The 21,865-nt window shown below is 63.3% G+C and carries 18 protein-coding genes and 1 pseudogene; 12 read left to right on the forward strand and 7 right to left on the reverse strand.

Features of this window, described 5'->3' with window-relative positions; all coding sequences use genetic code 11:
• Positions 1–10: 10 nt before the first annotated feature.
• The 5 genes from EHW12_RS16850 to EHW12_RS16870 all read left to right on the forward strand — a co-directional run bounded on the left by EHW12_RS16850 (position 11) and on the right by EHW12_RS16870 (position 6,301).
• On the forward strand, positions 11–1,984 hold the full coding sequence (locus EHW12_RS16850) for a helix-turn-helix domain-containing protein (protein ID WP_064444273.1): 1,974 nt from the start codon (positions 11–13) through the stop codon (positions 1,982–1,984).
• Positions 1,985–2,096: 112 nt separating this feature from the next.
• A complete protein-coding gene (locus EHW12_RS16855; RefSeq protein WP_064444162.1) occupies positions 2,097–3,380 on the forward strand; it encodes a hydroxymethylglutaryl-CoA reductase, degradative in 1,284 nt (427 codons plus the stop codon).
• Positions 3,381–3,385: 5 nt separating this feature from the next.
• Complete coding sequence (locus EHW12_RS16860; RefSeq protein WP_081557965.1) at positions 3,386–4,354, forward strand: hydroxymethylglutaryl-CoA lyase; 969 nt, start codon at positions 3,386–3,388, stop codon at positions 4,352–4,354.
• Between the two features lie 76 nt (positions 4,355–4,430).
• On the forward strand, positions 4,431–4,922 hold the full coding sequence (locus EHW12_RS16865) for a hypothetical protein (RefSeq protein WP_003941716.1): 492 nt from the start codon (positions 4,431–4,433) through the stop codon (positions 4,920–4,922).
• A complete protein-coding gene (locus tag EHW12_RS16870; protein WP_003941745.1) occupies positions 4,919–6,301 on the forward strand; it encodes a tripartite tricarboxylate transporter permease in 1,383 nt (460 codons plus the stop codon). Before EHW12_RS16865 ends, EHW12_RS16870 begins: the two co-directional genes overlap by 4 nt.
• A gap of 61 nt (positions 6,302–6,362) precedes the next feature.
• On the opposite strand, the gene EHW12_RS16875 is transcribed toward EHW12_RS16870, so the two are convergent.
• From EHW12_RS16875 to EHW12_RS16885, 3 genes are all read right to left on the reverse strand, one after another.
• Complete coding sequence (locus EHW12_RS16875) at positions 6,363–7,775, reverse strand: sensor domain-containing diguanylate cyclase (RefSeq protein WP_241198988.1); 1,413 nt, start codon at positions 7,773–7,775, stop codon at positions 6,363–6,365.
• Positions 7,776–7,962: 187 nt separating this feature from the next.
• The gene (bioD, locus tag EHW12_RS16880; RefSeq protein WP_125051229.1) at positions 7,963–8,646 is read right to left on the reverse strand and encodes a dethiobiotin synthase; all 684 of its coding nucleotides are present in this window, start codon (positions 8,644–8,646) and stop codon (positions 7,963–7,965) included.
• Positions 8,643–9,788: an 8-amino-7-oxononanoate synthase gene (locus EHW12_RS16885; protein ID WP_125051231.1), complete on the reverse strand. Its 1,146-nt coding sequence runs from the start codon at positions 9,786–9,788 to the stop codon at positions 8,643–8,645. The genes bioD and EHW12_RS16885 overlap by 4 nt, the downstream gene beginning before the upstream one ends.
• A gap of 38 nt (positions 9,789–9,826) precedes the next feature.
• Here EHW12_RS16885 and EHW12_RS16890 point away from each other — a divergent pair, with 38 nt between their 5' ends.
• From EHW12_RS16890 to EHW12_RS16910, 5 genes are all read left to right on the forward strand, one after another.
• The gene (locus EHW12_RS16890) at positions 9,827–11,119 is read left to right on the forward strand and encodes an adenosylmethionine--8-amino-7-oxononanoate transaminase (RefSeq protein WP_030537108.1); all 1,293 of its coding nucleotides are present in this window, start codon (positions 9,827–9,829) and stop codon (positions 11,117–11,119) included.
• Between the two features lie 57 nt (positions 11,120–11,176).
• Complete coding sequence (gene glgX / locus EHW12_RS16895; RefSeq protein WP_125051233.1) at positions 11,177–13,516, forward strand: glycogen debranching protein GlgX; 2,340 nt, start codon at positions 11,177–11,179, stop codon at positions 13,514–13,516.
• Between the two features lie 13 nt (positions 13,517–13,529).
• Positions 13,530–15,896 (forward strand): malto-oligosyltrehalose synthase, encoded by a 2,367-nt coding sequence (gene treY / locus EHW12_RS16900; RefSeq protein WP_125051235.1) that lies wholly within the window; start codon positions 13,530–13,532, stop codon positions 15,894–15,896.
• 94 nt (positions 15,897–15,990) lie between these two features.
• Positions 15,991–16,803, forward strand: a complete 813-nt coding sequence (locus EHW12_RS16905) for a mycofactocin-coupled SDR family oxidoreductase (protein WP_064113298.1) — start codon at positions 15,991–15,993, stop codon at positions 16,801–16,803.
• Between the two features lie 66 nt (positions 16,804–16,869).
• Entirely contained in the window at positions 16,870–17,799 is a 930-nt protein-coding gene (locus tag EHW12_RS16910) for an NADP-dependent oxidoreductase (protein WP_047270119.1), read from the forward strand.
• 18 nt (positions 17,800–17,817) lie between these two features.
• Here EHW12_RS16910 and EHW12_RS16915 read toward each other — a convergent pair whose 3' ends face one another.
• The gene (locus EHW12_RS16915) at positions 17,818–18,237 is read right to left on the reverse strand and encodes a PaaI family thioesterase (protein ID WP_230587613.1); all 420 of its coding nucleotides are present in this window, start codon (positions 18,235–18,237) and stop codon (positions 17,818–17,820) included.
• 55 nt (positions 18,238–18,292) lie between these two features.
• Here EHW12_RS16915 and EHW12_RS16920 point away from each other — a divergent pair, with 55 nt between their 5' ends.
• Complete coding sequence (locus tag EHW12_RS16920) at positions 18,293–18,886, forward strand: TetR/AcrR family transcriptional regulator (protein ID WP_003941729.1); 594 nt, start codon at positions 18,293–18,295, stop codon at positions 18,884–18,886.
• 34 nt (positions 18,887–18,920) lie between these two features.
• Here the strand turns inward: EHW12_RS16920 and EHW12_RS16925 are convergent, their stop codons facing one another.
• Positions 18,921–19,817, reverse strand: coding sequence for an EamA family transporter (locus EHW12_RS16925; protein WP_042921816.1), 897 nt, complete (start codon positions 19,815–19,817; stop codon positions 18,921–18,923).
• A gap of 83 nt (positions 19,818–19,900) precedes the next feature.
• Here EHW12_RS16925 and EHW12_RS16930 point away from each other — a divergent pair.
• Positions 19,901–20,792 (forward strand): annotated as a pseudogene (locus tag EHW12_RS16930) (LysR family transcriptional regulator).
• Between the two features lies 1 nt (position 20,793).
• Here EHW12_RS16930 and EHW12_RS16935 read toward each other — a convergent pair.
• Both EHW12_RS16935 and EHW12_RS16940 read right to left on the reverse strand, forming a co-directional pair.
• The gene (locus tag EHW12_RS16935) at positions 20,794–21,150 is read right to left on the reverse strand and encodes a PLD nuclease N-terminal domain-containing protein (protein WP_003941757.1); all 357 of its coding nucleotides are present in this window, start codon (positions 21,148–21,150) and stop codon (positions 20,794–20,796) included.
• Between the two features lie 57 nt (positions 21,151–21,207).
• Positions 21,208–21,831, reverse strand: a complete 624-nt coding sequence (locus EHW12_RS16940; protein ID WP_042450140.1) for a TetR/AcrR family transcriptional regulator — start codon at positions 21,829–21,831, stop codon at positions 21,208–21,210.
• Between the last annotated feature and the right edge of the window lie 34 nt (positions 21,832–21,865).

Genomic DNA, 21,865 nt, shown 5'->3' on the forward strand with positions numbered 1-21,865 from the left:
TTTGTTCGGTGTGACCGCCCCTGATTCAGACTCCGACTCAGCGCCCAACGTGATTGCCGCGCTGTTCGACGTGACGTCCGATTCAGTCGGCGACGAACATGTCGAACAGGTACTTGCCGAATTCGGCTTTGGCGCAACGGAGGTCGCGGAGACCGCGGCCCTCATCCGGGCCAGTCGGTCGGAATTTCGGCGACTTCGCCGTCGCGAGAACGAATTGGCGGTTCTCTATTCGAGTGCACGTGAGCTCGCGCAGGTTCGCGACGTGGACACACTGCTGCAGAGGCTGGTCAACCGCGCACACGACATCATGGGCACCGACGTCACGTACCTGTCCGAGTTCGACGTGATCACTCGTGACCTGAATGTTCGAAAGACGGCCGGCGCGGTCTCGCCGGAACTCCAGCATCTGCAAGTTCCTGCCGGCGCGGGACTGGTCAGCGCGATTGCCGAATCTCGAGCAGCCCAATGGGTTCAGAACTACAGCGACTACACGCAGTCGCGCCATGACGAAGTGGTCGATGCCGCGATCGTCGCCGAGGGTCTGGTGGCGATTCTCGGCGTGCCGATGCTCTCCGACGGCCAGATCCTCGGAGTCCTGTTTGCCGCCGACCGCCGGGAACGACGATTTACCGCAGATCAGATCGCCCTGCTCTCTGCGCTGGCTGATCACGCCTCGGTAGTCCTGCAAACCGCACGGGCGCTGGACCGCGCCGAGGAATCCGCCGCCGAGACCGGGCGAGCACTCGACGAGCTGCGCGAGCACGTGTCCGCGCGGGACAAATCGAACATCGTCCACCAGGATCTGATCCACGCCGTTCTCCGCGGCGGTGGCTACGCCCAGGTTGCACGAACCCTCAGCAGCGCACTCGAACGCAGCACCGTCGTCGTCGACAATGAGCTACGCCCTCTCGTCACATCGTCGGGTGAGCAGATCACGACGGTGCCGTTGTCGCTACCTCGCGCCGTGTCCGATGCCATCGACCAGAGTCGCCGCAGTGGCCGATGCACGTTTGTCGCCGATAACAGCGAGACCGTGATCCAACTCGTCAGCGCCGTCACCGCCGGAGAATCGTTCCTCGGGGCCATCTTGCTGAATCGTTCGGACGCGCCGATCGGCCCCGTCGAACTCCGGACCGTGGAACGGGCAGCTCAGGTCACTGCCATCCTCGTGTTGCAACACTCGGCGGCGGCAGCAGCGGACCGGCGTGCACGTGACGAACTGGTCGCCGACTTGCTGAGCACTGCGCCCGAGCGCAGGCGCGATCTCGAACGTAGGACCCGAAACCTCGGCATCTCCCTCGGCGAACTGGACACCGTCCTCGTGGTGTCGGTCGCTCCGGAACTCCGCACCGCCGCGCTCCGCGCAATCGGGCAGTCTCTGCCGGTAGCGGGGTTGGCGGCGCAGCATGCCGGATTGATCGCGGTGGTCTCGCGCTCGGGAAACCCGGCAGCCGCGGCGACGGTCATTCACCGTCAGATCACCGGTTCGGTAGGACCGCACGCAGTAGTCATTGCGCCGGCGACGGCGGAACGCCCCGAAGAGCTCCCGGCGCGCTTCACCTCGGCGCTGCGCACGGCCCGCCTACTCACGGCATTGGGCAAGACCGACGGCGCGGTCACGACGGCGTCATATCTGCCGTACACCGTTCTGTTCGGCGAAAATCCGGAATCACTTCATCAGTTCATCGACGAAGTAATCGGCCCGGTACTCGCGTACGACCGCGACAAGGACACCGATCTCACCGCGACCCTTCGTGCCCTGGTACGCAACGACGGGAGCCCGACCAAGGCTGCCCGCGCACTCAACTATCACCCCAACACCGTCGTTCAGCGTCTCGACCGCATCCGTACGCTCCTCGGTCAATCGTGGCGGGAAGACGAGAACTTTTTCCGGGTGTCCATGGCGACGAGGCTCGACGAACTTCGGGACGTGGGAACCGAAGAGGCCGGAAGCGGCATCAACGACAGCGCCGATGGTGCATGACACTACAATTTCGACCGATCGATGTGTTGTGAGCACGTGGCCTGGCAAGCATCGACCTCCCTACTGTGAAGCGGAGCACAGAAACACTTCAGGAGGACGACCCCACGTGTCTATGAACAACCGGTCCATCAACAGCCGCATCGCCGATTTCCGGTCCTACGACGTCGCCGCACGACGCGCCGAGATCGTCCGCCAGACCGACCTGACCGAGGCAGACATCGCGGTCTACGACGCAGCCGACGGCCTCACCATCGACCAGGCCGATCGCATGGTCGAGAACGTCCTCGGCGTCATCGGCATCCCGGTCGGCGTGGCCACCAACTTCACGATCAACGGCACGGACTACCTGATCCCGCTCGCCACCGAGGAGCCGTCGGTGGTCGCCGCCGCAAGCAACGCTGCTCGCATCGCACGCGGACTCGGCGGCTTTCACGTCTCGAGTACCCCGCCGATCATGCAGGCCCAGATACAACTCGTCGACGTCGTGGATCCGGCAGCCGCCCGTATCCGACTCCTCGAGGCACGTGAAGAAATCATTGCACTCGCCAACGAACAGGACCCGAAACTGGTCAGCGTCGGCGGTGGCGTGAAGGACGTTTCGGTACGCATCGTTTCTTCGGACAAGGCCACCTACGTCGTCCTTCACCTTCACGTCGACGTACGAGATGCCATGGGCGCCAACGCCGTCAACACGATGGCAGAGGCAATCGCGGATCGAGTAGCCGAGATCGGCGGCGGGCACGTCGTTCTTCGCATTCTCACCAACAAGGCAGATCTGCGGCTGACGCGCGTTCGTGCCGTGTTCGACGCCGAATTGATCGGCGGTGCAGAGGTAGTGGACAACCTGATCCATGCCGCACGCTTGGCGGAGCTGGATCCCTACCGCGCCGCGACACACAACAAGGGCATCATGAACGGCATCAGCGCCGTGGTGTTGGCAACCGGAAACGACACGCGCGCAGTCGAAGCCGGGTGCCATTCCCATGCAGTCAACGCCGACGGGATCTACTCGTCGCTCTCGCATTTCGAGAAGAATGCCGACGGCAACATCGTCGGCACCCTCGAGCTACCCATGCCGGTCGGCCTCGTCGGCGGCGCCACCAAGGTGCACCCGGTAGCGCAGGCCGCAATCAAGATGCTCGGCGTCGAGAGCGCCGAAGAACTCGCCGGCATCATTCTGGCAGTCGGCCTGGCGCAGAACCTGGCTGCTGTCCGCGTTCTGGCCAGTGAGGGTGTCCAGCGCGGACACATGGGGCTGCACGCCCGCAACATCGCTGCCACCGCCGGAGCGCAGAAGAGCGAGATCGACGCCGTGGTTGCACGCCTGATCGCGGACAAGAGCATTCGCGTCGAGCATGCCGAGAAGGTTCTCGCCGAGATCCGCGGCGGAAACTGACGACAATGACCGAAACAGTTGCAGGATCACCGGTGTGGAAGCCGGCGCCTCATCGAGTGCCGGCGCCGGGGCTGCCGACCTCGGTCCGGATCTACGAAGTCGGGCCACGCGACGGACTTCAAGCGGAAACAGCGGTGATCCCGACCGAGACGAAAGCCCAGTTCATCGAACGCCTGGTCGCGGCCGGCTCCCGCACTGTCGAATTGACGAGTTTCGTCTCACCTCGATGGATCCCGCAACTTGCGGACGCGGAAGAATTGATGGGTCGGCTGCACCTGCCGGACTCGGTACGTACGGTCGTTCTTGTCCCGAACCGCAAGGGTCTCGAGCGGGCCGTCGCCGCCGGAGCAAGCGAGGTTGCAGTATTCGTCAGCGCCACAAAGGAATTCGCGAAACGCAACCTCAATTCCACGGTGGACGGCGCGATCGCCGCGGCTGCCGAGGTCACTACGGCCGCCCGAGCCCTGGGACTTCCCGTCCGCGGCTACATCTCCATGTGCTTCGGCGACCCCTGGGAAGGCTCCGTGCCCGTCGAGCGTGTCGCCGACATCGCAAAGACCCTGATCGACAGCGGTGTCACGTCACTCTCACTCGGCGACACCATCGGCGTCGGCACACCTGGCCATGTGCTCGCTTTGCTCGGCGCCCTCCGAGAACGTGGCATCCCCACATCGCAGATCGCCATGCACTTTCACGACACCTACGGCCAGGCGCTGTCGAACGTCTATGCGTCGTTGACCGCTGGGGTATCCGAATTCGACAGTTCCGCAGGTGGTCTCGGACGGTGCCCATATGCCAAGGGCGCGACCGGAAATCTCGCGACCGAGGATCTGGTGTGGATGCTCCACGGCCTCGGGATCGACACCGGCATCGACCTGGATTCGCTCACCGATACAAGCATCTGGATGGCCGAACAGATCGGGCACTCGAGCCCGTCCCGAGTTGTCACCGCCCTCCGCGCAGCACGCACCTGACACCCGCAACGCAAGCCCCTCATCTCGCAAGCCCCTCCCTGTACGACCCCGCCATGCATGACACTGGAGAAGACTGATGTCACCACCGCAGCCGGCAACGACGCCGACCACCACAACCGAGCCGACCGAGCAGCAGACATACCTCGAGGTCTGGGGTGACACCGTCAACGGTCGACACCTCGCGATCTCCGTTGCAGTCGGCAGTGTCGTCGGCGCCTCGGCCCTTCTCGCGGCCCAGGCATTGTTCGAACGGGTCGTCAGCGAACCGTCGTTGGCCCAGGCGTACAGCCTGCTGGTCGGCATCGCGGCCTGCCTGCTCGCCGGCGTGGTCTGCGGAATCTTCATCAAGCCGAAGCGGATAGTCGCCTTGGCCGCCGCCGACGCGGAGTCGATCGACGGTGTCATCACGACGATGAGTGAACAGCGCCAGGGTCTGGGCACTCTCGCCGACATTCCGGAGCAGAGCCGACAGGAACTTCGCGAGCTGGGTCTGTACGACCACTTCGCCGCTGCCGAGGCCGAGCACGCACGGGTCTCGAACACACCGAAGGACGGTGGGCGCGCATGAGTTCGGTTCTGACCAACGAAATTCTGATTGCCGTTCTCTTCGGCATCATCGGTGCGGTCGCGTTCACGTTCATCGGATTGATCTCCGGCACGGACGAGACCGCCACGATCGCACCGCTGACTCTGCTCGTGATTCTGCTCGGCGCTCCCCCGGCGGCGGTCTTCACGTTCTTCCTCTCCGGTGCGATCGCCAAACACATGACGCACGCGGTGCCGACGATGCTGCTGGGCATTCCCGGCGACACGATGGCGATTCCACTCTTGCCGGAAGCGCAGATGATGCGCTCACTCGGCATCCCGCACATCGCACTCCGCAAGGCGATCTCGGGAGCAGTGATCTCGGCGTTCGTCGCTGTGCCGGTTGCCGTTTTGTTCGCGACCATCCTCGCGCCGTTCGCGGACACCGTTCAGTCGATAGCACCGTGGCTGTTCCTGGTCGCCGCCATCGGCATCGCCTACGCCTCACCAGGCCGCTGGGCCGGGGTTGTCGCCCTCGTTCCCTTCGTCATCTTGATCCTCGGTGCCCGCGCGTTGACGTCGAATTACGATGTGTCGCTGAACATCAGCTACTTCCTTGCGATCGCAGTCGGGCCGCTGATCGCGGACCTCGCATTGACCTTGGGCCCGTCGAGCCGTAAGGACATGGAACGCAGTGAACCCAAAACCGTTGCATTGGCCCCGGACATCAAAGGATGGAAGGGATACTTCCCCAATCCTCTGAAGGTCCTCGATCGCAAGCAGATCGGTTACACCGCCGCCGCTTCCACGGTGTCGAGCGCAACCTTCGTCTTCAGCCCGGTCGCCATGACTGTTCTGATGGGTGAGCTGGTAGGTGCGCGGATCAAGAACGGCTATCACCGACTGACCACAATGGTCTCGGCGAAGAACGGTACGACGGAATCCACCTACATCGCGGAAACCCTCATCCCACTCGTCGCTTTCGGCCTTCCGCTCAGCCCGCTCGCGGCAGGCCCCGCAGCCCCTCTGTTCAACGCTCCACCGGTGTTCGAGACCAATCAGGAAACCGGAGTGATCAACAATCTCTCCACGTACCTGACGCAGTGGGAGTTCCTGCTCTACGGACTGCTCGCAGTGGTCACGGCAACGGTCATCGCATACCCGTTTGCCATGAACTACGCGTACCGCGCTGCGTCAGCGGTGGTCAAGCACATCAGTCACGAAGCTGTGATCGCGGTGTTCACGGGACTCGTCGTCGTCATCAGCATCTGGGAGGGCGGCATCCTCGGGCTTCTGATAACCGTGACGGTCGGCCTGGTCGGTGGTCTTCTCGGGCGCCTGTTCAAGATTCACGGCGGAGTTCTGTTCATGGGTTACTACGTAGCGCTGTTCAGTGTTCCTGCGCTGATCAATCTGTTCTGAATCGGTCGACTCCACCACCACGTGCGGACCCGCAACAAACTGCGGGTCCGCACGTATTTCTTCAGCTACCGACCGTGAGCGCCACGGTTCGATTGCGGTCCAACTTCTTCGCTCGATACAACGCCTCGTCAGCGCAATCGACCAATTGCGTCAGGTCTGCGTCGCCGTGGGGTGAACACGCGACGCCGATGCTGACCGTCGGCCCGAATTCACCCAATACTGCCGACGAATTCTCCGCTTGCGCGCGTCGAATCATCTCGGCTGTTTCGGTCGCACCCTCGAGATCGACGCCGGCCATCAGTACGACGAACTCCTCGCCGCCCAATCGGGCGAAGAGATGCTTGTCATCGAGGTGCCGCCGCACCTGATCGGCAAAACTCACCAACGCCGTATCGCCGGCACGATGACCGAGGTTGTCGTTCACCATCTTGAAGTGATCCAGATCCATCATCAGGACGCTGACCGGACGTCCAGAGTGGCGACGCGGATCGGTCGCACCCGTCACGCTGCCGCCTCGCCGCAAGAATTCGTCCCGGCGCAACGCACCGGTCAGATCGTCGTGGGTGACGGCCTGGGTGAGTGCCTCGAGCGCGCGGCGACGCTCGAGGATCACGCAGGCCACCGCGATCGGCGCTACCGCCAGTAGCGACAATCCGATCTGGACCGACGCGCTGACCGGCGAGACGCCCTCGCTGGACAATCCGAGATGGCCGTCGGCCGTCAGTACCAACGTCCAGGCAGTTGACACAGCTGTGAGCACCGACGTGACAAAAACATTGGTGAGCAAGGCTGCAGTCACCAGCGCCGGCATGGCAAACGCGATCGCTCCGGCACCGCCTATCACCCACTCCAAGATGATGCAGACGGCCAGCAGCGCCGTCGGAACGAATGATCGACGCACAAGCGTGGCAACAGCTTTCGGTTCTCGATCCACTCGTCGAAGCGAAGGGAATGTCAGCACCAAGGGGACGATGGTCATGTAGTTGACGAACTCACTCGAGAACCAGAGCAACCAGCCGTCCCACCACTGCCCGCCGAACAGCACGCGGTTCGCGATTCCGCCCACGAGCGCCGCCATCGACGCGGCGGCGACAGTCATCGACACGAGATAGCCGACGGACTGAATACTGGTCAGTCGACGGTCCTCACTGTCGACCCAGCGAAAGGCGTAGAAGCCGCTCGCAACCCCGACGATGTTGGCCGCGTTGAGCCACACCGTGGACTCCCATGCCCCACCGGTGATCAGGTCGGCTCCGACATAACCGACTACGACGCAGATCCAGGTGAGCAATGTGGCGGAACGCGGCGACCGAAAGAGGATCCCGAGTAGCAGCGCGTTGGCCGGCCAGAAGACTGCAAGCGTGCCCGGCAGACGGCTCAGAATTCCGACCAGGCACGAGACGAAGACGACTACGCCGATAAGCAGTGCGCGACGTACGGCCGATGACGACAACGACTTTTCGACCGTGCTCACCACCTAAACTCGACTGACCTACTCACAATTCGACAACCACTGTCGGTGACCAAGGCGCCCCGGATGCAGGGTCGCCGCAAGACAGCCGTCGAAATATACCGACCGGAATCGTACGCGAGGGACGTCGAAACCCGAGGCGCCCCACTGTGCCTTGGCTATCGATGCGGACAAATCGGATGTTACGTCGTCAGTTGGTCAAATGAAGTTCACCGAGCGTGATCGAAGCGGTGCGAGCAAACTCTCGGACACTCGCGCCTCCACTTCCGGCAGGCATTACCCCGAGAAGGGGAACACCGCTGACCGAGACCAGATCCTCGCGATTGCATCTCTCGGCGAGGTCCGGTTCCTGCGGCCACGAACCGATCACCAACCCGGCGCAGTCCACGCCGGATGCACGCAGGGCTTCCACGGTCAGTGCGGTGTGATTGAGCGTGCCCAGGCCGGACGCAACCACCAGCACCACTGGCGCTGCCAGAGCCGCGGCAAGATCGCGAGCGGTGAACCCGTCGGCGCCCAAGCGGACCAGCAAGCCGCCGGCGCCTTCGATCAGGGTCAGGTCGTGGGTGGTGTCCAGGTCGGAGGCGACCCGAACCACGTCGTCGAGCGCCAACAACGGGAGACCACTTCGACGGGCAGCAGTATCCGGCGCCAAAGGTTCGGGGTACCGCGCCAACTCGACCAGCGTCGCACCGCCGCCGGTCAGACGCTCGATCTCGGCCAGATCACCCGCACCGTCCACGTCGACGCCGGTCTGGGCCGGTTTGAGCACCGCAACCGACTTTCCCGACTGCAGGGCGAGCGATGCCAGTGCTGCCGTCACCACTGTTTTTCCGACGTCGGTCGACGTTCCGGTCACCAGGAGAATACTCATGCGCGAGCACCTGCCAATACCTCGTGAAGTACGAGTGAGATCTGCTCCATCTCGGATGCGGACAGCGTCGCTCGTGCAGTCAGACGCAGCCGTGACGTTCCTTCCAGAACCGACGGCGGGCGGAAGCATCCGACGTGCAGTCCCTGGTCCCGGCACGCGGACGCGGCATCGAACGCCCGCTGCGGATCACCGAGAACGACTGAGACGACAGCAGATTCAGGCGACGGAGCACCGGTGACGTCCGCCAACTCGGATGCCCGGGCCAGGACGTCGAGCGCTCGCGTCGGCTCACGCTGGAGTACGGCGAGTGCAGCCCTGGCCGCGCCTACGGCGGCCGGTGCGAGCCCGGTGTCGAAGATGAACGTTCTTGCCGCGTCGATGAGATGCGCGCGGATCTTGTTGTCACCGAGTACAACTCCGCCCTGGCTGGCGAGCGCCTTGGACAGTGTTGCAGTCACGACGACGTCGGGTTCACCGGCCAGGCCAGACTCGTGGACGAGTCCACGTCCACCGGCACCGCGCACACCGATGCCATGCGCCTCGTCGACCAACAGGATCGCCCCGTACTCGCGGCACACCTGATGCATCTGCCGCAGTGGCGCAAGGTCTCCGTCGGCACTGAAGACCGAATCGGTGACGACCAGCGCTCGCTCTTCCACTCTGCTGCGCAACGTGTCGGCGAGAAAGCCCACGTCCGAATGCGGAGCAACGGCAACCCGAGCACGTGACAGGCGGCAGGCATCCACCAGCGAGGCATGCGATCCCGCATCGGAGACGATCAACGACCCTGGACCCGAGAGCGCCGTCACCGCGCCGAGATTGGCTGTGTAACCGGAGGAGAAGACAAGTCCGGAGTCCGCCCCGACGAACTCGGCCAGTTCGACTTCGAGCAGTTCGTGTTCGGTGGTGGTGCCGGTGACCAGACGCGAGCCCGTGGCGCCCGCGCCCCAACGGCGCAGAGCCGCCGTGGCACCCTCGATCACATCGGGGTGCCGCACGAGTCCGAGGTAATCGTTCGACGCCAGGTCGATCAACGGGGAGTCGACCGTGCGAGGACGGAGTTCGCGACGCAGTCCAGCGGCCCTGCGGTCCGCTTCGACGGCCGTCAGCCAATTCAGCGAGGTGTTCACTTTTCCGACCATACTTGAACACCGTTCAACTCAATGGTTAGGGTGCATCCGTGCTCACAACCGGACTTGATCCCCATGACGTCTCCGCCATCGATGCCGATGTCCTCTGGCATCCGTACGGATCGTTTCCCGCGTCGACTCGTCCGCTGATCGTCGACTCTGCGCAGGGGGCTACCCTGACGCTCTCCGACGGCCGCCGATTGGTCGACGGGATGAGCTCGTGGTGGGCCGCCATTCACGGCTACCGCAATCCCGTGCTCGACACCGCCGCCGCACGGCAGCTCGGCAAAATGAGCCATGTCATGTTCGGCGGACTGACGCACGAACCCGCCGCTCGCCTCGGGCGGCTGCTCGTCGACATCACACCACCTCACCTCGACAAGGTGTTCCTCTCCGACTCCGGTTCGGTGGCCGTCGAAGTCGCAGTGAAGATGTGCCTGCAGTACTGGCGGAGCCTCGGAAAGCCGTCGAAGAATCGTTTGATGACCTGGCGCGGCGGATACCACGGTGACACCTTCACTCCCATGAGCGTCTGCGATCCCGACGGCGGCATGCATTCTCTCTGGACCGACGTCCTGCGCCCTCAGGTCTTCGCGCAGGCTCCCCCGGCGGGCTATCTCCCCGAATACGTGCAGGAGTTGGAATCGCTCTTGGCCGAGCATCACGAGGACCTCGCAGCGGTGATCGTGGAACCGGTGGTTCAAGGCGCCGGCGGAATGCGTTTCCACGATCCCGCGTACCTGATCGACCTGCGTAACCTCTGCGACAAGTACCAAGTCCTCCTGGTCTTCGACGAGATCGCGACCGGATTCGGACGCACCGGAGAATTGTTCGCCGCCGATCACGCCGGCGTCAGTCCCGACGTCATGTGCGTCGGCAAGGCACTGACCGGCGGGTACATGAGTCTGGCGGCAACGCTGTGCACCACGGAGATCGCGGAGACCATCACTGCCGGTGAGGGCGGCGGGCTGATGCACGGCCCCACCTTCATGGGCAATCCACTCGCGTGCGCCGTCGCGGTGGCGTCGACCGAACTTCTGCTTGCGATGGACTGGCGGCGTGACGTCGCAACCCTCGAACGTGGCCTCGCTCGAGGCCTCGCCGAAGCCGTCACAATTCCCGGGGTCGTCGACGTCCGCGTCAAAGGCGGAATCGGAGTGATCGAACTCGAACAGCCGGTCGACATGCAGAGCGCGACCGATGCAGCCGTCGACGCCGGCGTCTGGCTCCGGCCGTTCCGCAACCTCGTATACGCGATGCCTCCGTACCTGTGTTCGGAGGCAGAGGTGGAACAGATCACAGCCGGAATGCTTGCAACCGCCCGCAGCCAGGCGAAACGGTGATCGGCACCGTAGACAGTCGACGAGATTCGATCGGCTGCACCCGATAGGGTCTGATTCATGGATCAACCGCCGAGCGAGACCTCAGCCACTCCCATCCCGGTATGGCCTGGCAGTGCGTACCCACTCGGTGCCACCTACGACGGCGCGGGGACCAATTTCTCGCTCTTCTCCGAGGTCGCCGAGGCCGTCGAACTGTGCCTGATCGCCAAGGACGGAACCGAAACCCGCATTCGGATGGACGAGGTCGACGGTTACGTCTGGCATGCGTACCTTCCGTCGGTATCCCCCGGCCAGCGATACGGCTACCGCGTACACGGGCCGTACGATCCGGCTGCAGGTCTGCGATGCGATCCGAGCAAACTCCTGCTTGACCCGTACGGAAAAGCGTTCGACGGAGACTTCGACGGAGACCGTTCGCTGTTCTCGTACGACGTCGAATCGGCGGCGGACCCCGAACCTTCAGGAGACGACGAATCTCCCGCCGTGGGGCCGCAAGAGGCTACCGACGAAACGAGTTCGGAAGCCGAATCGGACGAGGTGGGCCTCGAAGACGACTCGCCCACGGGCGATCAGGAATCGGAAGAGATCCTCGAGCCCGAACCCTTCGAGCCGGAACCACTCGTCGACGAACCCGCCACCATCCCTTTCCCCCAACATGATTCGCTCGGCCATACGATGTCGACCGTCGTCATCAACCCGTTCTTCGATTGGGCGTCCGACCACTCGCCGAAGCGTCCTTATCACGAGACGGTCATCTACGAAGCGCACGTCAAGGGTATGACCGCGACGCACCCCGGAGTTCCGGAGGAATTGCGCGGCACGTACGCGGGGCTCGCTCATCCGGTGATCATCGAGCACCTCACCGATCTGGGTGTCACGGCGATCGAACTGATGCCGGTCCACCAGTTCATGCACGATCAGGTGCTTCTCGACCAAGGTCTGCGAAACTACTGGGGTTACAACACCTTCGGCTTTCTCGCTCCACACACCGACTACTCCTCGGCCACGAAACCCGATGCGGCCGTAGCGGAATTCAAAGCCATGGTGCGCAGCTTCCACCAGGCGGGTATCGAAGTGATCCTCGACGTGGTCTACAACCACACCGCCGAGGGCAATCACATGGGGCCGACCATCAGTTTCCGCGGAATCGACAATGCCGCCTACTACCGCCTGGTCGACGGCGACGAAGAGCACTACATGGACTACACCGGAACGGGCAACAGCCTCAACGCCCGTCATCCGCATACGCTGCAATTGATCATGGACTCTCTGCGGTACTGGGTCACGGAGATGCACGTCGACGGTTTCCGCTTCGACCTCGCCTCGACACTCGCCCGTGAACTGCACGACGTGGACCGCCTTTCGGCCTTCTTCGATCTCGTGCAACAGGATCCGATCGTCAGTCAGGTGAAGCTGATCGCCGAACCGTGGGACGTCGGCGAAGGCGGTTACCAGGTCGGCAACTTCCCCGGCCTGTGGACCGAATGGAACGGCAAATACCGCGACACCGTCCGCGACTACTGGCGTGGTGAGCCGGCAACGCTGGGGGAGTTCGCCTCCCGTCTCACCGGATCCTCTGATCTCTACGAGGCCACCGGACGTCGCCCTGGCGCGAGCATCAACTTCGTCATCGCTCACGACGGTTTCACCCTCCACGACCTCGTCTCGTACAACGAGAAGCACAACGAAGCCAACGGCGAGAACAACAACGACGGCGAATCGCACAACCGATCTTGGAACTGCGGGGTCGAAGGCCCCACCGACGACCCGGAAATCCTCGAACTGCGTGGCCGTCAGAGCCGGAACATACTGGCTACGCTGATGCTCAGCCAGGGCACCCCGATGCTTGCTCACGGCGACGAGATGGGCCGAACTCAGCAGGGTAACAACAATGTTTACTGCCAGGATTCGGAACTGTCATGGATGGATTGGACTCTCGCGGAAACCAACGCCGACCTCGTCGAGTTCACCAAGCGCGCAATTGCCTTGCGCGCCAAGAACCCGGTCTTCCGGCGTCGTCGATTCTTCGAGGGGCGACCTATTCGAAGCGGCGATCAGAGTCGCGACATCGCCTGGCTCACGCCGTCTGGCGAAGAGATGACTCCGGCCGACTGGGACAGCGGTTTCGGCAAGTCGTTGGCTGTCTTTCTCAACGGTGACGCGATCCCGGAACCGAACTACCGTGGCGAGCGCGTCACCGGAGATTCGTTCCTTCTCTGCTTCAACGCCCACTACGAAGATCTCGAATTCTCCACCCCCAACGCGGACTACGCGTCGGAGTGGACCGTCGTACTCGACACCTCGGTCCCCACCGGTGAGAGCGATACCGTGATCAAAGCCGGAACAACATTGGATGTAAAAGCGCGAGCATTGACGGTACTTCGCAGAACCGCTTGAGGGAGACGTGCACATGGCCCCGATAACCAGCACCTACCGACTGCAGTTGCGACCGGATGCATTCACTCTTCGTGATGCGGCCGCACAGGTGGACTACTTCGAGGCATTGGGGGTCTCACATCTCTATCTCTCCCCCATCCTCACGGCAACGTCCGGATCGACGCACGGCTACGACGTCACCGATCCGACAACCGTGTCCGAAGGACTTGGTGGCCGCGAGGCCCTGGTGGAGCTCTCGCGCGCCGTTCGATCACGTGGGATGGGCCTGATCGTCGATCTGGTCCCCAACCATGTCGGTGTCGCCAAACCTCGCGAAAATGCTTGGTGGTGGGACGTTCTCACGCACGGGCAGTCGTCGGAGTACGCGCATTTCTTCGACATCGATTGGGCCGAGGACAACGGAGCCAACGGCGCCGACGGCAAACTCTCACTCCCGGTACTGGGCAGCCCGGACGATCTCGACGCACTGACTGTCGAGAAAGATGGCGAGGAAACACTTCTCGCGTTCTACGAGCACCGCTTCCCCATCGCTGCCGGTACTGAATTCGGATCTCCACAGGAGGTGCACTCCAGGCAGTCGTACCGACTCGTACCGTGGAACGCCGGGATCGTCAATTACCGACGGTTCTTTGCCGTCAACGAACTCGCTGCGCTGCGCCAGGAGGACCCCCAAGTCTTCGAACTCTGCCATCGGCAAGTGAAGTCGTGGGTCGACGAAGGACTGATCGACGGCGTTCGCATCGATCATCCGGACGGACTCGCGAATCCGGCGGAATATCTCGGGCGCCTGCGAGAACTGATCGGACCAGATCAGTGGCTCGTGATCGAAAAGATCCTCGGCCATACGGAACCACTCGATCCGATGCTCCCGATCGACGGCACCACCGGATACGACGCCCTCAATCAGCTGGGCGGCGTTTTCGTCGATCCCGCCGCCGAACTCGAATTGACCGAACTCTCGGCAGATCTGACCGGCGACGACGGGGACAGTGCATGGTTGCATCACACCGAACGTCAGTTCAAACGCGACACCGGGCGCGGTGACCTTGCACCGGAGGTTCGCAGGCTCGTGCGTGCAATCCGACGCGAAACCGGAAGTCGTTGCAGTGAGACCGAACTGAACGACGCAGTTGTCGTCGCGATCGCTCGGATGCCGGTGTACCGATCCGACTACAGTCCCCTCGCCGGTTTGGCCGCTCGGATCGTCGGCGACATGCACGAATTGGCTCCCGGACATGAACCATCGTTCAACGTGTTGGCGCAATCCCTGGTGAACAGCGGTGAAGCCTCAGTTCGCTTCCAGCAGGTGTGTGGCGCTGTCATGGCCAAGTCCGTCGAAGATCGACTCTTCTATCGGACGGCGCGCCTGGTCTCACGTCAGGAAGTCGGCGGCAACCCGGCATCGCTTGCCGTCTCCGTCGCCGAATTCCATCTCCACAACGCGGACCGAGCGAAGCGGTGGCCGCGCGCGATGACGAGTCTGTCCACTCACGACACCAAACGCGGCGAGGACGTGCGGGCACGGATCGGTGTTGTGTCTCAGGTGCCGACACTGTGGGCCCGGCTGATTCGCGAGTGGGAAGACGTGTGCCCCAGCCCTGATCCGCTTACCGGATTGTTCTTGTGGCAGAACATCATCGGTGTGTGGCCGGCGGGCGGCCGCTCGGCAGCCTCGGTTCCAGAGCTGCGCGAGCGTTTGCACGCCTATGCGGAGAAAGCCGTCCGCGAGTCCGGCGCCAGAACTTCCTGGAACGATCCGGACGTCGACTTCGAGTCGGCAGTGCACCGCTGGATCGACGAGGTGATCGACGGCCCGGTCGGTGATTCGGTCAGCGAATTCGTCGGCCGGATCGCGCGTCACGGCTGGTCGGACTCTCTGGGCCAAAAGCTGCTCCAACTTCTCGGGCCCGGCGTTCCCGACGTCTACCAGGGCACTGAGCTGTGGGAGGACTCGTTGGTCGATCCGGACAACCGGCGGCTTGTCGACTACGGAACGAGGCGATCACTGCTCGATTCCGGCGCCGCGCCGATCGACGCAACAGGAACCGCAAAGTTGCACCTCGTTCGCACGGCACTGACACTGCGGCGGGAGAACCCCTCGTGGTTCGATCACGGTGAGTACCGGCCGGTCTTCGCTTCAGGTTCCGGATCCGGTCATCTGGTCGGCTTCTCGCGCGGCCCGGCAGGTGATCCGCCCATGGTCGTCGCTCTGGCGACGCGACATTCGCTCAGACTCTCGTCGCACGGTTGGAGAGATACGCGAGTGGACCTGCCAGCTGGCGAATGGGTCGACGCACTGAGCGGACAACCCGTCTTGTCTTCGGATGCGCGGGACATCTTCGCTGCCGGGCCATGTGCCCTGTTGACCAGGGTGCGCTGAGCGGTTTCCGCTGACTGGGCATTCACCCCCGAAAAGAACTTCGTCGCGCTAACTTCCGAAGAGCAGATCGTCACCACTAGTCGGAGGTTTGAGCATGGCCGCCAGTCGATTCACCGGAAAAGTTGCCTTCATCACCGGAGCCGCCCGCGGTCAGGGGCGCGCCGAAACTGTCCGGCTGGCAGAAGAGGGCGCAGACATCATCGCCGTCGACGCGTGTGTTCAATTCGAATCCACCTCGTATGCCGGCGCCACCGACGACGACCTGGCCGAGACAGTCGAACTGGTCAAGGCCCTGGACCGTCGAATTGTCGCTACCAAGACCGACGTTCGCGACTTCTCTGCGCTGTCCGCGGCGCTCGCGGCCGGCATCGACGAATTGGGGCGACTTGACGTCGTCGTCGCGAACGCCGGAATCTGTTCTGCCAACATGTCCTGGGAAATCACGCCCGAGCAGTGGCAGGAAACGCTCGACGTCAACCTGACCGGCGTCTTCCACACCGCCAAGGCAGCGATCCCGCACCTGATCAAGCAAGGCACCGGTGGCTCGATCATCTTCACCAGCTCCGTCGCCGGCCTGCGCGGCCTCCCCTTCCTCGGCCATTACGTCGCGAGCAAACACGGCATCACCGGTCTGGCCAAGACGATGGCCTCGGAGTTGGGGCAGTACAACATTCGGGTCAACACCATCCACCCACACGGCGTGGAAACCGGAATGCAGATGACGGACATGCGGCCGCTCATCGACGCCAACGCCCACACACTCGGTCCGATCTTCATGCAGACCTTGCCCGACCCGGTCAGCCAGCCGGAGGACATCGCCGCCGCCGTCGCGTTCCTCGGTTCCGACGAGGCCCATCACATCACCGGCATCGCGATGCCGCTCGATCTGGGCACCCTGATCCGCTGATCGAATCTTCTCGAGTTTTTCCCGTCCTCGGGGAATATCGCTTCCCCGAGGACGGTTGCGCGAGACATGACCAAAACTGTTGTAGCGCAGACGTACGGCACGCCCGAGGTCCTGAAGCTGGTGGACGTCGATTTACCGGCACCGAAATCAGGTGAAGTCCTGGTCGACGTGAAGGCGATCGGCGTCAATCCCTTCGACTTCAAGCTCTACAGCGGCGCTTTCGGCACCGACCCCGAGAAACTTCCCATCCGCCTCGGCGGCGAGGCAGCGGGCGTCGTCTCGGCTGTCGGCGACGGCGTCACAAATGTGAACGTCGGCGACGAAGTGATCGTCAGCCCCGGCAACGGCCTCTACTCCGAACAAGTAGTCGTGCCGGTCTCCTCTGTCACCGCGAAGCCCGCAGGCATCAGCTGGGAACAGGCAGCCGGCCTCCTTCTGGTCGGCGGAACTGCAGTCGACGCCCTCGACACCATTCGGGTCGGTTCCGGCGACACCGTTCTCATCCACGGCGCGTCCGGCGGCGTCGGCGCGATCGCTGTTCAGTTGGCAGTTGGTCGCGGAGCTACGGTGATCGGCACTGCGGGAGCCTCGAATCAGGATTACGTGCGCTCGCTCGGCGCCACGCCTGTGCTCTACGGCCACGGCCTCGAAGCGCGTGTCCGTGAACTCGCGCCGAACGGCGTCGACGCCGCCTTCGACACCGCCGGAACGGACGAAGCCGTCGATGCATCTCTGGCTTTGGTCACCGACAAGAGTCGCATCGTCACCATCGTCGCGTTCGGACGCGCCCAGACCGACGGCTTCGCTTCCGTCGGCGGAGGCAATCCGGCAAGTGCGGAAGCGCGTTTGAAGGCACGATCCGAACTTGTCGAACAAGCCGGTTCCGGACACCTCATCGTGAAGATCGCCAAGACCTTCCCGCTAGCGGACGTGGCACTCGCTCACACCGAGTTGCAGAGTTCGCACCCCGCGGGAAAGTTCATCCTCGTTCCGTGACCTTCAGCTCTGTCTTGCCTAGGCCTTAGGGGCGAGTGGAACCAACAGGGTGGTGCCGAACGCGACGAGCACCGATTCGCCTTCGCGTTCGGCATGTACCTCGGCAGTGACGAACACCTGCTTGCGCCCGGCCTTGACCGAGCGCGCCGTAGCGACAAATGCGGTTCCGACGCCCGGACTCACGAAATTGACCGCGCAGTTGGACGCCGCCACGACACCTACCTGGGTGAAAGCAGCAAATCCGCACGCGGTGTCGACGAGTCCCGCCACGAGCGCAGCGTGCAGGTGTCCCGAGTACTGGCCCAGATCCTCACGCCATTCGAGCCGCAGACAAACGCGACCCGGTTCGGCCTCCGTGACTTCGAATCCGGCCCACCGGTTGAAGGCCGCCGAGGCGTTGACCGCGCGCAACTGTTCGAGCATTTCAGAATTTCCCATGTAGACCAGTCTACATAGATTGTGGTGGATCGCTGGGGTGTTTAAGCTCCAACTCGTGGCGACTCCCCCGAAACACCGCGAAGCACTCGTACGAGCTGCGGCCGATCTGTTTCGCCGCCAGGGGTATGCGGCAACGGGCCTCAACGAGATCCTCAAGTCGAGCGGGGCGCCGAAAGGTTCGCTCTACCACTACTTTCCCGGCGGCAAAGAGCAGATCGGCGAAGAGGTCGTCCGCGTCGGCGGGCAATTGGTCACCGACACCCTGACCGAACTCGCCGACAGCCAATCGGACGCCGGGTCGCTACTGCGCGAGTACGCGCGGTTGCTCGCCGGATGGGTGAGCGATTCGGATTTCCACGAAGGCTCGCCGATCACGACGGTGTTGTTGGAACTTGCCCCCGATTCGGAGAGCGTGACAGCCGCCGGACAGGCGGTGTATCGACAGTGGACTTCGCTACTGCGCGACACACTGATCGCGTCCGGGGTCGGACGTGCGCGAGCGGAACGGCTTGCCGTCCTGGCAGTGTCCGCGCTCGAGGGCTCGCTGGTGCGGGCTCGCGTCGAACGATCCGGTCAGCCGATTCTCGATTCCCTCGGCGAGGTCGCCGACGTGTTCGACGGAGCAATCGCCGCGGCGCACTCGCACTGAGCGAACGCGACCTGAGCGAACGGCACTCTCGGTCTCATGAAGGCGCCGAAAGGTACGTTCGCTCGGAATCGGAGGGTGGCTCAGTCGGCTTCCGGGCGCCACCTCGAGCACCACCGCGGGCCGCGCCGATCCCTGCGACGACGACGCACGCGATACCTGCCACGGCCAGAACACTCGGAACCTGTTGCAGCACAACCAGACCGATAAGCTGCGCGAAAGCAGGCTCGAGACTCATCAGCGTGCCGAACGCCGCCGTGGACAGCCTTCGCAACGAGACCATCTCCAGAACGAACGGCACGACGGGCAGCAAGATCGCGAGTCCGAGGCCCACGAGAATCAGATGCGGAGTCAGCCGCCCGATAGCCGAGTGGCCTACGGCAATTGTCGCGGCCAACCCGGCTACCGCCATCGACACCGCCAGCCCGTTGATACCGGCAACCTCGTCGCCGACGCGCTGGGTGAGCAAAATGTACATCGCCCAGCAGAGCGCCGCACCGAGTGCGTACGCCACACCGACCAGATCGACTGTCCCGGCCCACGGTTCGGTGAGAAGCACGACGCCCACGCCTGCCAGAACCGGCCACAGAACGCGGCCACGCCCCCGGAGCAAAGCAACCGTCAGCGGACCCAAGAATTCCAATGCGCTTGCTGTTCCCAGCGGAAGGCGCTCCACCGCTGCCATGAACAGGAGCGTCATGCCTGCGGTGACCACACCCAGAACCACGCAAGCCAGAAACGCCTTGCGAGTGAACGCCGAAGGGCGGGGCCTGACGATGATCAGAAGAATGATGCCTGCCCAGGCGAGTCGTAGCCACGCCGCTCCGTCTGCGCCGAGCTGATCGATCAGGCCCACCGACACGGCGAGCCCGAGCTGCACGCACAACATCGCCAAAACAGCCAGGCCCACTCCGGCCCGCGCTTTCGTATCCATAGCTGAATTGAACGGGAGGCCAACCGTTCGTGTCCACGCGATTTTGACCTACATTATGTTCACGATTAGTGAATGATCGAAGGATGGAAACCCGTCGACTCCATCTCCTCCTCGAACTCTCCCGCTTGGGTTCGATGCGTGCGGTCGCCGAAGCGCACAACCTCACGACGTCGACAGTGTCCCAACAACTCGCGGCCTTGACCGCGGAGACCGGTACCGCACTGATCGAGCCCGACGGTCGCCGGGTGCGGCTGACGCCGGCCGGTCAACGACTGGCCGATCATGCCGTCACCATCCTGGCAGCCGTCGATGCAGCTCGCCTGGACCTCGATCCGGACGCGGAACCGGTGGGGACCCTGCGAGTCGGCGGATTCGCAACTGCGATCAGAACCGCGATGCTCCCCGTCGCTCGAAGCCTGCAACGCAGTCACCCGCAGGTGGACGTGATGATCTACGAATACGAACCCGTCGAGGCTTTTGCACTCCTCGAACGCGACGATCTAGACCTCGCACTGACGTACGACTACAACCTTGCCCCCCGCGTCGCCGAGCCCACTACTCGAAGCAATTCCGCTCTGGTCGACGCCCTGGGGACTGTGTGTTCCCGACGACGCCAAAGCTCCCGACAAGTCCACAGAATCCGGAATCGATCTCCGCGCCTTCGCCGACACGTCATGGATAGTGAACTCACGCAACACGGCAGACGAGCGCGCTGTGCGAACCCTCGCGTCGCTGGCCGGGTTCACCCCTCGGATCACTCACCAGATCGACAGTCTCGACTTGGTCGAACTCTTGATCCTCAGTGGTTACGGCGTGGGGCTGATGCCGCTCGAACGCAAGACTCGCGAAGGCGTGCGCGTCGAACCACTCGTCGATCCGCCCGTCATCCTCACTGCCTATGCGGTGACGCGTCGCGGCCGATCGTCGTGGCCGCCGCTTCGGCTCGTGTTGGACCGACTCACGGCCTACCGATAACTCACATCCGATCAGCGTCGCCGTCGCGGCGCTGCTGCTTGGCAATTCGACGCTGCTCTTCCGCCCGCTCGCGGCACTGACGCAAGAAGGCTTCGTCCGCCGCCGGATCCTGCGCAACGGCACGTCCCGGGCGCTCGTATTCGCCGTAACCGGTTGGGCCGACGTAACCGCGGGGCGCGTTCTGTCCGCGCCCGACCACCAGCCACAGAACCGATCCCAAAGTAGGAAGGAAGATGATGATCAGAATCCAGACGACCTTGGGTAGGTACTGGATGTAGGCGTCATCTCTCGTGATGGCGTCGACGATGCAGAAAATCCACAGCAACATCGTGATGAGGCCGAACAAGGCATAGGGCACGCTGGCGATTCCTCCCGAGAATAAAAAACCCTCGCCATGCTAACGAAAACAGACCAATTAGTACATTAGATTCTGGCGAATGTTGAACTCGAGCCATCCTCGGTACGCATCGACGTCCCATCCACTGACCCGACGCAATTGCTGATGAAGCTGAGGCGAGACGAAAGCGGCAAGTATGCCCGCGGCTTTCTCGAGCGAAATCTCAGGCCTCAACAAGCCATGCTCGGAGAGACCCTCGGCTATCGACATCGCATTGACGGCCGACTGATCCGACGACTCCTCGGATAGTCGACGCATGTCGGCATCCGCACCCGAGGATTCGACCGCGACCATCATCAGAGCGCCGGCACGTTCGAGCAGTCCGATGCCCTGTGCCACGATCTGGGAGACGATCCGGCGAACGTCATCGGGGTCCGAGGCCAGGTTCGGCGCGCCGAGTGGAACCTCTTCGGCATCGAGCGCCGCAGCGAGGGCCGCTTCGAAGATCTCGAGTTTCCCGCCAGGGAAGGCTGTGAACACCGTCCGATCGGCGACGCCGGCCGAGGCGGCAATCTGCTTGACGGTGGCTTTGACATACCCGTCTCGAATAAACAAGGCCGTCGCCGCATCACGAATGAGTTCACGCGTTCGCTGCGCGGAAGCTTCACGTACGCGGGAGTGGTACTGGCGTCTGCCCTCCATTGCGCACACTTTAGCCGCATTCGATGCAACGACC

Source organism: Rhodococcus sp. NJ-530, assembly GCF_003860625.1.
Classification (GTDB): Bacteria; Actinomycetota; Actinomycetes; order Mycobacteriales; family Mycobacteriaceae; genus Rhodococcus_F; species Rhodococcus_F qingshengii.

What these genes read in the sequence shown, in the direction of transcription:
- EHW12_RS16885 (WP_125051231.1), bottom strand. Translation starts at nt 9,788, where the DNA reads ATGGTCGGAAAAGTGAACACCTCGCTGAATTGGCTGACGGCCGTCGAA.
- EHW12_RS16915 (WP_230587613.1), bottom strand. Translation starts at nt 18,237, where the DNA reads ATGGGAAATTCTGAAATGCTCGAACAGTTGCGCGCGGTCAACGCCTCG.
- EHW12_RS16855 (WP_064444162.1), top strand. Translation starts at nt 2,097, where the DNA reads ATGAACAACCGGTCCATCAACAGCCGCATCGCCGATTTCCGGTCCTAC.
- EHW12_RS16860 (WP_081557965.1), top strand. Translation starts at nt 3,386, where the DNA reads ATGACCGAAACAGTTGCAGGATCACCGGTGTGGAAGCCGGCGCCTCAT.
- EHW12_RS16905 (WP_064113298.1), top strand. Translation starts at nt 15,991, where the DNA reads ATGGCCGCCAGTCGATTCACCGGAAAAGTTGCCTTCATCACCGGAGCC.
- treY (WP_125051235.1), top strand. Translation starts at nt 13,530, where the DNA reads ATGGCCCCGATAACCAGCACCTACCGACTGCAGTTGCGACCGGATGCA.
- EHW12_RS16865 (WP_003941716.1), top strand. Translation starts at nt 4,431, where the DNA reads ATGTCACCACCGCAGCCGGCAACGACGCCGACCACCACAACCGAGCCG.
- EHW12_RS16940 (WP_042450140.1), bottom strand. Translation starts at nt 21,831, where the DNA reads ATGGAGGGCAGACGCCAGTACCACTCCCGCGTACGTGAAGCTTCCGCG.
- EHW12_RS16870 (WP_003941745.1), top strand. Translation starts at nt 4,919, where the DNA reads ATGAGTTCGGTTCTGACCAACGAAATTCTGATTGCCGTTCTCTTCGGC.
- bioD (WP_125051229.1), bottom strand. Translation starts at nt 8,646, where the DNA reads ATGAGTATTCTCCTGGTGACCGGAACGTCGACCGACGTCGGAAAAACA.
- EHW12_RS16925 (WP_042921816.1), bottom strand. Translation starts at nt 19,817, where the DNA reads ATGGATACGAAAGCGCGGGCCGGAGTGGGCCTGGCTGTTTTGGCGATG.
- glgX (WP_125051233.1), top strand. Translation starts at nt 11,177, where the DNA reads ATGGATCAACCGCCGAGCGAGACCTCAGCCACTCCCATCCCGGTATGG.
- EHW12_RS16910 (WP_047270119.1), top strand. Translation starts at nt 16,870, where the DNA reads ATGACCAAAACTGTTGTAGCGCAGACGTACGGCACGCCCGAGGTCCTG.